11 protein-coding genes are annotated in these 13,286 nt (G+C 51.5%); 4 read left to right on the top strand and 7 right to left on the bottom strand.

Annotation, left to right across the window (positions count from 1 at the left end):
• Window positions 1-54 precede the first annotated feature (54 nt).
• Together ACTHTY_RS07360 and ACTHTY_RS07365 are read left to right on the top strand one after the other, a co-directional pair.
• Window positions 55-213: a DUF1328 domain-containing protein gene (locus tag ACTHTY_RS07360; protein WP_039862543.1), complete on the top strand. Its 159-nt coding sequence runs from the start codon at window positions 55-57 to the stop codon at window positions 211-213.
• A 143-nt stretch (window positions 214-356) separates the two neighbouring features.
• The gene (locus ACTHTY_RS07365; protein ID WP_314511866.1) at window positions 357-1,649 is read left to right on the top strand and encodes a valine--pyruvate transaminase; all 1,293 of its coding nucleotides are present in this window, start codon (window positions 357-359) and stop codon (window positions 1,647-1,649) included.
• Window positions 1,650-1,717: 68 nt separating this feature from the next.
• Here ACTHTY_RS07365 and ACTHTY_RS07370 read toward each other — a convergent pair whose 3' ends face one another.
• From ACTHTY_RS07370 to ACTHTY_RS07400, 7 genes are all read right to left on the bottom strand, one after another.
• Window positions 1,718-2,476 carry an iron ABC transporter ATP-binding protein gene (locus tag ACTHTY_RS07370; protein WP_003684210.1) on the bottom strand — a complete coding sequence of 253 codons (759 nt, stop codon included), beginning with the start codon at window positions 2,474-2,476 and terminating at the stop codon, window positions 1,718-1,720.
• A gap of 83 nt (window positions 2,477-2,559) precedes the next feature.
• A complete protein-coding gene (locus ACTHTY_RS07375; protein ID WP_070734975.1) occupies window positions 2,560-3,186 on the bottom strand; it encodes an FmdE family protein in 627 nt (208 codons plus the stop codon).
• A 140-nt stretch (window positions 3,187-3,326) separates the two neighbouring features.
• A complete protein-coding gene (locus ACTHTY_RS07380) occupies window positions 3,327-5,192 on the bottom strand; it encodes an acyltransferase family protein (protein WP_440367059.1) in 1,866 nt (621 codons plus the stop codon).
• Window positions 5,193-5,334: 142 nt separating this feature from the next.
• Window positions 5,335-6,306: an iron chelate uptake ABC transporter family permease subunit gene (locus tag ACTHTY_RS07385; RefSeq protein ID WP_440367060.1), complete on the bottom strand. Its 972-nt coding sequence runs from the start codon at window positions 6,304-6,306 to the stop codon at window positions 5,335-5,337.
• Entirely contained in the window at window positions 6,296-7,264 is a 969-nt protein-coding gene (locus tag ACTHTY_RS07390) for an ABC transporter permease (RefSeq protein WP_036472618.1), read from the bottom strand. The genes ACTHTY_RS07385 and ACTHTY_RS07390 overlap by 11 nt, the downstream gene beginning before the upstream one ends.
• 232 nt (window positions 7,265-7,496) lie before the next feature.
• Window positions 7,497-8,459, bottom strand: coding sequence for a siderophore ABC transporter substrate-binding protein (locus ACTHTY_RS07395; RefSeq protein WP_440367061.1), 963 nt, complete (start codon window positions 8,457-8,459; stop codon window positions 7,497-7,499).
• Between the two features lie 115 nt (window positions 8,460-8,574).
• Window positions 8,575-10,620 carry a TonB-dependent siderophore receptor gene (locus ACTHTY_RS07400; RefSeq protein WP_440367062.1) on the bottom strand — a complete coding sequence of 682 codons (2,046 nt, stop codon included), beginning with the start codon at window positions 10,618-10,620 and terminating at the stop codon, window positions 8,575-8,577.
• Window positions 10,621-11,036: 416 nt separating this feature from the next.
• Here ACTHTY_RS07400 and groES point away from each other — a divergent pair, with 416 nt between their 5' ends.
• Window positions 11,037-11,324, top strand: a complete 288-nt coding sequence (gene groES / locus ACTHTY_RS07405) for a co-chaperone GroES (RefSeq protein WP_003684150.1) — start codon at window positions 11,037-11,039, stop codon at window positions 11,322-11,324.
• A gap of 98 nt (window positions 11,325-11,422) precedes the next feature.
• On the top strand, window positions 11,423-13,057 hold the full coding sequence (gene groL, locus ACTHTY_RS07410; protein WP_049322649.1) for a chaperonin GroEL: 1,635 nt from the start codon (window positions 11,423-11,425) through the stop codon (window positions 13,055-13,057).
• Window positions 13,058-13,286 lie beyond the last annotated feature (229 nt).

A 13,286-nucleotide genomic window follows, 5' to 3' on the forward strand; every position in this document is an offset into this window, starting at 1 on the left:
TAAACGGTCGTATCCCCCTCGACCGTTTTTATATTAAACCGAAAGGAAAAAATCATGCTTCATTATTCGATCGTTTTCTTTATAATCGCTATTATTGCAGCTGTATTAGGTTTCGGTGGTATTGCAGGTAGTGCGGCAGGCATAGCCAAAATTTTATTTGCCGGTTTCTTGATCTTGTCGGTGATATCACTGATTTTTGGCAGGAAGAAATAATACCTGTAGACCAATAAGGTTGTATCAAGCCACCATTCCGTCAAATAGACCGTCTGAACAATCAGGATAACTGGTTTTCAGACGGCCTTTGTTCTTATAATAGCGGTTTATTGTTTCCACACACACCCAGCAACGGAGTTTCCATGCAGTTTTCAGCATTCGGCGAAAAATTCACACAACACAGCGGTATTTTGCAGTTGATGGACGATTTGGGCGACGCGCTCAAAAGCGACAAGCCCGTCAATATGCTTGGCGGCGGTAATCCGGCGAAGATTGCTGAAGTCAATGCGGTGTTCGCCGATGTGTTTTCCAAGCTGGCGGCGGAACACGCTGTTGAGAATATCGGCAATTATTCCAATCCGCAGGGCGATGCGGCGCTGATTGCGGCTTTGACTGAGTTTCTCAACCGCGAATACGGCTGGAACCTGACGGCGGACAATATCGCGCTGACCAATGGTTCGCAAAATGCGTTTTTCTATTTGTTTAACTTGTTCGGCGGCAAATTCAATCTTTCAGACGGCCAAACGGCTGAGAAAGCCATTTTGCTGCCGCTGGCGCCTGAATATATCGGTTATGCGGACGTGCATGTCGAGGGGCAGCATTTTATTTCGGTAAAACCGAAAATCGAAAATGTCGAACACGAAGGCGAAGCAGGCTTTTTCAAATACCGCGTGGACTTTGACGCGCTGGAGAGCCTGACTGAATTGAAAGAGGGCAAAATCGGTGCGATTTGCTGTTCGCGCCCGACCAACCCGACCGGCAATGTGTTGACCGACGGCGAGATGGCGCGTTTGGATGCGTTGGCGCAGGAGCACGGGATTCCGCTGATTATCGACAACGCTTACGGAATGCCGTTCCCGAATATTATTTACAGCGATGTGACGCTCAACTGGCACGAAAACATCATCCTCTGCTTCAGCCTTTCTAAAATCGGCCTGCCCGGCGTGCGCACCGGCATTATTGTCGCTGCGCCGGAAGTGGTCAAAGCCGTCAGCAGTTTGAATGCGATTGTGAACTTGTCGCCAACCCGTTTCGGCGCGGCGATTGCGGCTCCGCTGTTGAACGACGGCCGTCTGAAACAGCTGGCCGACGAAGTGATTCAGCCGTTTTACCGTCAGCAGGCGCAAACGGCGGTTTCCCTGCTCAAGCGTGAATTGGGCGCGTATCCGTTGAAAATCCACAAGCCTGAAGGTGCGATTTTCTTGTGGCTTTGGTTTGAAAACCTGCCTGTTTCATCGCAAACCTTGTACGAAATGCTCAAAGCCGAAGGCACGCTGATTATTCCGGGCGAGCATTTCTTTGTCGGCATTGATAGGCAAGACTATCCGCACGCGCACGAGTGCATCCGTATGAGCATTGCGCAAGACGCGGAAACGCTGGAAAAAGGCATTGCCGCGATCGGTCGAGTGGTGCGCGGTTTGTACGATAAAAAATAAACGCTTTGAATAGGCAAAGGCCGTCTGAAACGTGGGTAATCGGGTTTCAGACGGCCTTTTTGTCGGATTTAGATATGGTGGATAACCAGTTTTTTGCCTTCGTAATCGAGGACGTTGACGTCCATATCGAATAAGGTTTTGATGTTTTCGGCGGTGAAAATATCGTTGGGCTTGCCCTGCATGGCGACTTGGCCGTTTTTCATGGCGACGACGTAATCGGCATAGGCGGCGGCCTGGTTGATGTCGTGCAGGACGACGACGGTGGTGCGTTTGTGTTCGTCGGTCAGCCGGCGCAGGATTTGCATGAGGGAGCGGGCATGATACATGTCGAGGTTGTTCAGCGGCTCGTCCAGCAAAACGTAGTCGGTGCGCTGGCAGAATACCATGGCAATCATGGCGCGTTGGCGTTGGCCGCCGGAAAGCTCGGTCAGGTAGCGGTCGGCGAAGTCTTGCAGGTGGAACTCGGCAAGCGCTTCTTCGACAATGGTTTTGTCGTTTTCAGACGGCCTGCCTTGGTGGTAGGGATAGCGGCCGAACATGAGCAGGTCGCGCACAGTAATGCGGCTCATGATGCTGTTTTCTTGGGTGAGGATGGAAAGCGTGCGGGCGAGTTCGGCGGTGGGGGTGGTTTTGATGTCTTTGCCTGCGTAGCTGATGTCGCCGTGTACCAAGGGCTGCAGGCGCGCCATAAAGGAGAGGAGGGTAGACTTGCCTGCGCCGTTCGGGCCGATTAGCGCGGTAATGCCGCCTTCGGGGATGTCGAGGCTGACGTCGTTGAGGATGGGGTTGCTGCCGATGGTGTGGCTGACGTTGCGGATGGTAATCATAGGCGGGTCCGAAAATGGGAAGTTAGGGTTTCAGACGGCCTTTCAGCATGAGGCCGTCTGAATTTTATTCCTGTATGGTGTTTTTAGATTTCGCTGACGGTAACAAATTCGGGATTGTCGGCTTGGTCAATCAGGAAGGCGCGAACGCGTTCTTGCCAAAGCTCGCCGAATTGTTTGAGTTCGTCAGCACTTGCGCTGCCGCTGACGGCTTTGGGCATGATGTCGCGCATTTGCGGCGCAAAGGGTTGGAGCGCGGCGTTGAGGCTGACGGCAACGGTTTTGCCGGTGTCGCGGCGGCGGAGCGCGAGTGTGCCGTTGATTTCGCCTGTACCAAATGACAATAGATGGCGGCGGGCAAAGCGTCCGGCTGGGCCTACGCCGCCAAAGCCGGTTTCAGGTGCCGCGCCGGTAAGGAGTTGGACGACGGAAGCGGTAACGCCGGTCGTGCCTTCGTCACGCTCGCCCTGCATAAAGGCTTCGATGTCGCCGCGTTGCGGCAGCTCTTCGCCGTAAAGGGCTTTCAGGCCTTTGACCACCATCAGGTAGGCGCCGGCGACGGTCGGGCAGGAATGGCCGCACAGGCGCACGGCATCGGCGTAGCGGTAAGTGAGGATGCCGTTTTCGGCCGCGCCGAGGAAGTCGGCCAATGCGTCTTGGACGGTAATGGTCGGGGCGTCATCGAAGAATGAAGGAAGGCGTTCTTGTGTCATGAGGGTTGTCCTTTATGGGTTTGCTTAGGCCGTCTGAAGGTTTCAGACGGCCTGAAACCTTTGCGGCATACTGTTTACTGCGCTTTGAGCGGCATTTGCATTCAGTATTACGGCAAAGGTTTCGGGCTGAAACTGCGGTGTTATTTTAGGAGTATTTTTTTGTCCTGTATAAATTTTTCCGCCAGTTTTGTCACACCGTGGGTGTTGAGGTGGTTGGTGTCAAAATATATCGGTAGGCCGTCTATGGTTTTGTCTGCCGGAATCGGACCCATGATGTTGACCCAATGCACGGCAGGCCGCTGTTTGACGATGTTTTCTATGGTTTTGTCCGCTTCGGCGGAGCGGGCAATTTCCGCTTTTTTATGCTCGGAAACGTATTGCATGTCGATGCCGAGGCGCTGTTTCAGGTAGTAATGGCGCAGGGGCAGTTGCGCGTTCATCGGCGTGTCGGCAAAGACGTAAACCTGTTTGCCCTGTTGAATCAGGGTGTCGAGCATTTTGCCGAAATGCTCCGTAAAACCGGGTTTGTCGGTATGCAGGAACCAACGTTGCGAGATAAAGACCACCGGGTAGTTTTCGACCTTTTGTGCGATAAAGCGGTTGTAAGGGTTGCAACGGTTGGCACGGCGGTCGCTTTGCGGTAGGAGGAAGCCGAAGGCAACGCCGCAGCTGTTGGACGAGATAATGTCGGCGGCAAAGCCTTCCTGTTTGCCCACCATATCGATAAAGGGCGTCAGGTGGGCGGCGTGGGAGTCGCCCATCAGCAGGACTTTGCTGCTTTGGTTTTCCGCGCCGACAGCGCAGTCGGTTTTGGTCAAGGTATCCGCGCAGATTTTACTTTCGTCAACCGTATATAGGTTTGCCTCGTATGCGGCCGGTTTGGCAGTCAGCAGGTAGCCGGCGGCAGGAATCAGCAGGGCAAAATAGGCGGCGATTACCCCGATGAATTTCTTGGTGGTGAAATTCTTTATCCGTCGCGCTGGTGTTTCGACAAAGTAATAGGACAAAACGGACAAGCCCGACATCAGCACCACTGCCAATACAATCGCGGACATCGGCAAAGCGTTGTCCATGTAAACATAGCGCATGACGGCCAAGACCACCCAATGCCACAGATACAGCGAATAGGAAATCAAACCGATAAACACAACGGGCTTGAGGCTCAACAGTTTGGCGGTATTGAAGCCGTTTTGCGTTTGCAGGGTTTTGCCCGAGTAAATCAAGCCGCCAACCGCCGTACAGCACAGCAGCCGTTCGATATTGCCTTCGCCGGGCAACACGCCGTAAGGAAGCAGCAGCATGGCGGCAATCACCGTCATCATCGCCCAGCCGACCACAGGTGTGCTGAAACGGTCGTTGTTTTGGGAAGGCGGAATAAAGGCAAAAAGCGCGCCGATCAGCAGCTCGTATGCGCGCACATAAGGCAGGAAATAAGGATCCATGCCGAAGGTGGGTAAAAAAACGGACAACAGGCTCAATACAATCAGCAAAAGGATGAATTGGCGGATGTTGCGCCCTTTGCTGAATCGGAAAAAAGCAGTCAGCAAAACCGGAAAAACAAAGTAAAACTGCTCTTCCAGAGATAAAGACCAAATGTGCTGTAAAGGTTTTTCCGCCGCATCGGCATCGAAATAGCCGCCGCGCCGTGCAAAAAACAGGTTGGCCGAAAACAGCAACGCAAACGCTGCGGATTTGACGTATTGGCGCAGGTCAAACGACAAGAAAAAGATTGCGGCGACCAAGCTCGTACACAGCAATACGCAGGAAAAAACAGGCAAAATACGCTTCGCGCGGCGTTTGTAAAACTCTAAAAACGAAAAACTGCCGTTTTGCATTTCGCGGCTGATGATGGTGGTAATCAGGTAGCCGGACAAAACGAAAAACATATCCACACCGAGAAAACCACCGGGCAGCCAAGCGGCATCAATGTGGAAAATAATGACAGCCAAGACTGCCAAAGCCCGGATGCCGTCCAAGTCGGGACGGTATTTTAATGTCGTGCTCATTTTTTGTAATTTTAGTAAATCCAGTAATGTTTACTATGAGTACATGTCAGAAATTTAGTTTCATTTCAAGGATTAAATATTTTGAAAACATGGATTTCAGACGACCTGAATTTATTTTTGCGAGCGTTTGGGCACGTTTAATTTATTTCTTTTTCAACACCAAATATAAAAATACCAATCCGCCTGCAAATTCGACGACCACGCTCAAAACGGCCTGCATGCCGAGGAAGTGTTCGAAGATGGTTTGCCCACCGACCAACAGGATGCCGCCGACACAAAAAGTCATGGGCAGGCGGACGGAATGTTTGACTGACGGAGAAAAATGGTTGGCCAGCGCGGCAACCAGCAGGCCGAAAAAGCTTACCGGGCCGACAACGGCAGTGGCGGTTGCAACCAGTGCGGCGATCCACAACAGCAGCCATAAGGTATTGCGCGTGTAGTTGATGCCCAAATTGATGGCCTGATTGCGGCCGAGCAGGTAAACATCGAGGCGATGGCGTTCGCGCCAGATCACGGCGGCGCTGATGAGCAACACGATTGCGCCGATGCCCAACAATTCCGAGTGGACGGTATTGAAGGTGGCAAACATATTCGCCTGCGCAGCGGTAAATTCTTCGGGGTCAATCATGCGCGAAAGCAGCGACGACAGACTACGGAACAAAATCCCGAAAATCACGCCGATTAAAATCATGCGCGACAAATCGCGTCCGCCCTGTTTGATGAGCGTGTAGAACAGCAGCAGCGAACCGCCCATCATGACGACCAGTTCAAAGCCGAATTTGCCCGTCAACGGCAGGGAAGCATAGCCCACGCCGCCGAGCGTAAACACCAGTAGGGTCTGCAAAAACACATACAGCGAATCGAAACCCAAAATCGAAGGGGTCAGAATCGGATTGTTGGTCAGCGTTTGGAAGAGTTGCGTGGACACGCCGACCGCATAGGCGACCATCAGCAGCGCGGCAAGCTTGGTCAGACGCAGGTGCAGGACAAAGTCCCAATCGCCTTTGACATTGAGCGTCATAAACAGGACGCAGGAAACCAGCAACAGCACAAAGGCGACCCACAACGGACGGCTGCTTCCTGCCATAAAACCGATATTTTTTTCAGACGGCATGAGCAGGTTTCCTTAATAAAAGCCACAAAAATAGAGCCGTCCCCATCACACCAAAAACCGTAGAGACCGGAATTTCAAACGGAAACACAATCACGCGTCCGACAATATCGCACAGCAACACCAAAGACGCACCCAGCAAGGCCACCGCAGGCAGGCTTTGGCGCAGCTTGTCGCCCATCAGGCGGCTGATGATGTTCGGCACGACCAAGCCGATAAACGGAATATTGCCGACCGTCACGACCACCAAAGACGTAATCAGCGCCACAATAATCAGCCCCGACCACAGAATCGCCGTCCTGTTTAGTCCCAAGTTCACGCTCACCGTTTCGCCCAAACCCAAAATCGTCAGCTGGTCGGCAATCAAATAGGCAAACAAAGCCAAAATCCCCGTTGCCCACAACAGCTCATACCGCCCGAGCAACACGCCGGAAAAATCGCCCTGTTGCCACACACCTAGCATTTGCAGCATTTCGTTTTCATACGCGATAAAGGTGGCCACCGCCTCAATCACACCGCCGAAAATAATCCCAACCAAAGGCACCATCAGTTGCGCGGTCGGCGGCAGGCGGCGGATCAGCAGCATAAAGACCAACATCCCGATCAGCGCGGCAACGGCGGCAACCGACATTTTTGCCAGCAGCGGCGCGGCCGGAAGCAGCAGGGTCATCAGCAGCAAACCCAAAGCCGCGCTTTGGCTTGCGCCCACCATCGACGGTTCGACAAAACGGTTGCGCATCAAAATCTGCATAATCATGCCGGCCACCGCCATCGACGCACCCGTCAGCACAATCGCAAACGTGCGCGGCAGGCGGCTGATGAACATGACCTGTTGACTGTCGGATAGGGAAAACAGGGCGGACCATTTGAATTCGGCCACGCCGACCGACAGGCTGACGGCAAACAATATCAGCAGCGCCACACCGTTGACCGCATTTAAAAATGAAGGTTTGTGAAACATAAAATGGTTCGGAAAAAAATAAGGCCGTCTGAACGAAGGGTTAAGGTATTTGGCAAAAAAAGGCAGGTTTGCCCATCATAAAAACAGATGCAAACAGGCAAAACTTGTCCATTTGCACCATGTATTTTCAGACGGCCTAAATCCAATGACTTCAGATCAAGCAACTTGATCCTGTGCATCATCAAACCGTTCAGGCCGTCTGAAAGAAGCGGGCGGCTATGCCCGCGCCGAATTACTTGGCTGCATTAAACGCATCGCTTACCTGTTTGGAAGCGTTCAGCAATTCTTGTGCGCCGCCAGCTGCCAGATAGGTTTCCGGTACGAGGTACACGACTTGGCCTTTTTTCCAAGCGGTCGTTTCGGCAACCAGCGGATTGTTCAACACATCTTTTGCCGCCTGACCTTCTTCGCCGATGGCCGCGCCGCGGTCCAAAACAAACAGCCAATCAGGGTTTTTCTCTTTCAGGTATTCAAAGCTGATAGGCTGGCCGTGGCTGCCTTCTTTAATCGATTCATCAACAGCAGGAACGCCGATATCTTTATGCAACCAACCGCCCAAACGTGAGGAAGGGCCGAAAGCCGACATCTTACCGCCGTTGACCAATACCACCAAACCCTTGCCTTTGCCTTGCGCAGCAGTTTTCGCCGCTTCAAACGAAGCATCGATTTCCGCTTTCAGCTTGTCCGCTTCGGCCTGTTTGCCGAAGATTTGCCCCAGCGCGTCGATGCGCTCTTTTGAGCTTTCTTTCAGATTGGCGGTTTCGGCGGTCATTTCGATGGTCGGCGCAATCTCGTTCAACTTGTCAAACGCTTTGGCTGCACGGCTGCCGATGATGATGAGCTGCGGTTTGTAAGCGTTGAGTGCTTCGTAGTCAGGTTCAAACAGTGTGCCGGCAGGTTTGGTGGTTTTGAAATATTCGTCCAAGTAGGGCAGGCGGTTTTTGTCGATGGACAAACCAGTTTTCACGCCCAATTTGTTTAAAGTATCGAGCATACCCAAATCGTAAACGGCGATACGCTCTGGATTTTGCGGCACTTTCGCATCGCCGCGCGCGGTTTTCACCGTCAGGCTTGCACCTTCGGTTTGGGCGGCAGAAGCGGAAGCAGTTTGCGCCTGATTGGAAGCAGAATCTTTCGGTGAACACGCACCCAAAGCAAGGGCGCAGCATACGGCTAAAGCGGTCAAACGTAACATAGAGTTTCTCCGTAGTCGGAAATAAAGTAAATCGAAATGATAACTTGTATCGGGCTATAAAGCTAGACGCCGTCTGAAAACTTTTGTTTTCAGACGGCCTTTTCAAGCTGATTGCTTAGAAGCGGTAGTTTACACCCAAGCGGACATCGCGGCCGATACCGGGTAAGGTTTCACCGCGTTGGCTGTGCGGATAGTAGAACTTGTTAAACACGTTGTTGACGGCAAAGTTGACATTGAGCGTGTCTTTGCCCAGAGGTTTCCAGTTGGCGAACACATCGTTCACGCCGTAGCCTTTACGTTTGACTTCACCCTTGTCGCGAACCAATACTGAACCGGAGGCTTTTTGGAGGTAACGACCACGCCAGCCGATTTCCAAATTCGGATTTTGGAAGCGGTAGGAGAGGGAGGTCGTCCAAGTGCGGCCGGTTTGTACGGCAAATTCGGGGTTTGCGCTTAACAGGTTTTCAGGATGGGTGTCGTAGATGCGCGGTTTGCTGTGGCTTACGCCGACTTTAGCCAGCAGGCCGCCTGTGCGGTAGGATGCGCCCAATTCATAGCCATGATTTTTGATGTAGCCCGCATTGACGATTTCGCGTACGCCTGCAATCGGATTGCCTGCGGCATCATGGCGTTGCTGCGGACCTGCGACGGCATCTTTAATTTTTTGCCAGAAATAGCTACCGTTGGCAGCAAAGTTGCCGTTGTTATAGTTGAAGCCGATTTCGGTATTGCGGGCGCGTTCGGCTTTGGTGTCGTCTGCAATTGATGTGATGGAATTTCCGCGTCCATGTTGGCGCATCGCATCGTAAAGACGCGGGCTGCGGGATGCGTAGTTGTGGCTGGCACTGAAACTCCAGTATTCATGCGGCTGCCAAATCACGCCGAAGCTTGGGTTGACTGTGCCGTCGGAAACGGATTTGCCGTCATGGGTTTTGATGTCGAAATGGTCGTAGCGCAAGCCGCCTGTAAGGGTAAAGTTGCCGATGTCGTGGATGGCTTCAGCGTAAATACCGGCATCACTTTTCTTCGGATTGCTCAAGGCTGAGCTGAAGAATACCGGCGGTTTGATTTCTTGATGACGGTAGTTGACGCCGTATTTGATCAATGTTTTTTCGCCAATGCGGCTGTCCAGATTGAAATTCACGCCTTTGGTTTCGATAACGGTTGTATTCGGGCCGGGCAGGTTGCCTGCATAACCGTTTTTACTGTCATCGGCCGAATAGCGTTCATTTTTCATCAGGTAGGCGTTGGCGTCCAGTTTTTCAACAAAGCCTAAGTTGTTTGCCGTCCATGCCAAGTTGGTGTTGGAGAGGCTGGTTTCGCGGTAGGTCGGGGCTTGGCGTGCCAAGGTCAGACGCGGATTGTCGGTGGCGGTAAATTCTTCACGGACGGTGCGGATGCCTCGGTGTTGATCATTCATGTGGCTTAACACTAAGCGGTGATCGCCGAAGTTTGCGCCGATTTTGGCAAGATAGCTGCGTTTGTCCAGCCCGCTGAATGGTACGGTTTTACCTCCATTGCTGTTTGTATAGCCTTTGCCGGGTTCGTAATCTTTTTCATCGTTGCGGCTGTAAGAGAATAAGCCGTCGAAGTTACCCGCTTTGCCGAACACGCTTGCGCCGTAGCTTACGCCGTCATTAGAGGCATAGCCGCTGTTGAGGCGTACACCCCAGTTTTTGTCCAAGCCTTTGAGCAAGTCTTGGGCATCGACGGTTTTGGTAATAATCGCACCGTTGGTCGCGCCGATACCGGCAGATGCGGAGCCTGCACCTTTCTGTACAGAGACGATTTTGACCAGCGCAGGGTCGATGATGAAACGGCCTTGGTGGTACAGCATTTGGCTGTCGGAATAGGCGTTGTCCACCTTAATATCCACCGAGTTTTGACCCATGCCGCGCAGCGTCAGGAATTGAGATGAACCGTTGCCGCCGCCGAAGTCGATGGCTGGTTCTTCTTTTAATAATTCGCGCAAATCGGTTGCCGTGCTTTCGTCTTTTTGACGAAGAGTGACGATATTGGTTTTGATTTTGCTACCTTGGCGGTCGCCTTTAACGGTAACGGTATCAAGTACAACATTGTCTTTGGCTTCATTTTCTGCGTGTGCAAAACCGGCCGCCAGTGTCAGTGACAGCAGGCTCAGTCGAAACAGGGGCGTATTCATTGAGAAATGTCCTTAATAAAATGACAGTAATAAAAAAATAAAAGCAAATAAAGAGAAATTATCTTTAAAATATGCAATTAAGAATAATCATCATTTATAATAATGCATATAAAAGAAACAGTTGTAAAGAGTTGTATTGAATTTGTAAAGGAAGTGGGTTGTTTTTAAACGAACTTTGCAGTTGGTATATCAGGCCGTCTGAAAAATATGTGATTGGGCATTTTTGCGTATGAAAATATTTGGAAAGACTGCATAGAAATTTTTACTTTTTCCCTTGAATTTGTCGCAAACAACCCAAATCTACCCGCCATTACGGCAGGCTTTCCATAAGCGTGCCGCTATTTCCAAGCAAACCGTGTCTGTCATGTCCGACAGACAATTGTTTTCAATCTATTTATTTATCGGAGCATTAAGACATGACCATCCGCCCTTTACACGACCGCGTAGTCGTCAAACGCTTAGAAGCTGAAGAAAAAACCGCCTCCGGCATCGTTTTGCCGGGTGCGGCTGCTGAAAAACCCGACATGGGCGAAGTAATCGCCGTGGGTGCGGGCAAAATCGGTAAAGACGGCGAGCGCCGTCCGCTGGATGTCAAAGTCGGCGACAAAGTGATCTTCGGCAAATACAGCGGTCAAACTGTAAAAGCCGACGGCGAAGAGCTGTTGGTAATGCGTGAAGAAGACATCTTCGGTATCGTTGAATAATTGTTGAATTAAGTTTCAGAACCAAAGGCCGTCTGAATCAAACATGAAGTTTTCAGACGGCCTCGAACAGATTTTTAATATTGATTTGGAGAATTTAAATGGCAGCAAAAGACGTACAATTCGGTAACGAAGTTCGCCAAAAAATGGTAAACGGCGTCAACGTATTGGCAAACGCCGTACGCGTAACTTTGGGCCCTAAAGGCCGCAACGTGGTACTCGACCGCGCTTTCGGCGGCCCGCACATCACTAAAGACGGTGTGTCTGTTGCAAAAGAAATCGAATTGAAAGACAAATTCGAAAACATGGGCGCGCAGATGGTGAAAGAAGTGGCGTCCAAAACCAACGACGTAGCAGGCGACGGTACCACTACCGCTACCGTATTGGCGCAATCCATCGTTGCCGAAGGCATGAAATACGTTACCGCCGGCATGAACCCAACCGACCTGAAACGCGGTATCGACAAAGCCGTTGCCGCTTTGGTTGACGAGCTGAAAAACATCGCCAAACCTTGCGATACTTCCAAAGAAATCGCCCAAGTCGGCTCTATTTCCGCTAACTCTGACGAACAAGTCGGCGCGATTATTGCCGAAGCGATGGAAAAAGTCGGCAAAGAAGGCGTGATTACCGTTGAAGACGGCAAATCTTTGGAAAACGAGCTGGACGTGGTTGAAGGTATGCAGTTCGACCGCGGCTATCTGTCTCCTTACTTTATCAACGACGCTGAAAAACAAATCGCTGCTTTGGACAATCCGTTTGTATTGTTGTTCGACAAAAAAATCAGCAACATCCGCGACTTGTTGCCTGTTTTGGAACAAGTAGCCAAAGCCAGCCGTCCGCTCTTGATTATCGCTGAAGACGTAGAAGGCGAAGCCTTGGCAACTTTGGTGGTGAACAACATCCGCGGTATTCTGAAAACCGTTGCCGTTAAAGCCCCTGGCTTCGGCGACCGCCGCAAAGCCATGTTGCAAGACATCGCTATCCTGACCGGCGGCGTGGTAATTTCCGAAGAAGTCGGCCTGTCTCTGGAAAAAGCGACTTTGGACGACTTGGGTCAAGCCAAGCGCATCGAAATCGGTAAAGAAAACACTACCATCATCGACGGCTTCGGCGACGCAGCCCAAATCGAAGCGCGTGTTGCCGAAATCCGCCAACAAATCGAAACCGCAACCAGCGAATACGACAAAGAAAAACTGCAAGAGCGCGTGGCTAAACTGGCAGGCGGTGTGGCAGTGATCAAAGTCGGTGCTGCTACCGAAGTTGAAATGAAAGAGAAAAAAGACCGCGTGGAAGACGCGCTGCACGCTACCCGCGCAGCCGTTGAAGAAGGCGTGGTTGCCGGCGGTGGTGTCGCCCTGTTGCGCGCACGTGCCGCTTTGGAAAACCTGCACACCGGCAATGCCGACCAAGACGCAGGCGTACAAATCGTATTGCGCGCCGTTGAGTCTCCTCTGCGTCAAATCGTTGCCAACGCAGGCGGCGAACCTAGCGTGGTTGTGAACAAAGTATTGGAAGGCAAAGGCAACTACGGTTATAACGCAGGCTCCGGCGAATACGGCGATATGATCGAAATGGGCGTACTCGACCCTGCCAAAGTAACCCGTTCTGCGCTGCAACACGCTGCATCTATCGCTGGCCTGATGCTGACCACAGACTGCATGATCGCTGAAATTCCTGAAGAAAAACCTGCTATGCCTGATATGGGCGGCATGGGTGGTATGGGCGGCATGATGTAAGGCCGTCTGAACCCTTCAGATAAAAAGCAAAACCGCACGGTAATCAGCCGTGCGGTTTTTATTTGCCAGTGGGAAGCGTGAGAGGGTGCATGAGAAGTTGTAGAGAAAGGGTAGCCAGTTCCATTGAATTAGAAGCAATCAAATAAGCTTCATCATCAAAAAAGGCCGTCTGAAACTTTATTTTGCGTTTCAGACGGCCTGCTTAATGATTTAAACCGTTACTTTTTGC

The organism is Neisseria sp. P0019.S002, from assembly GCF_051957155.1.
In the GTDB taxonomy this organism is placed as follows: Bacteria; Pseudomonadota; Gammaproteobacteria; order Burkholderiales; family Neisseriaceae; genus Neisseria; species Neisseria perflava.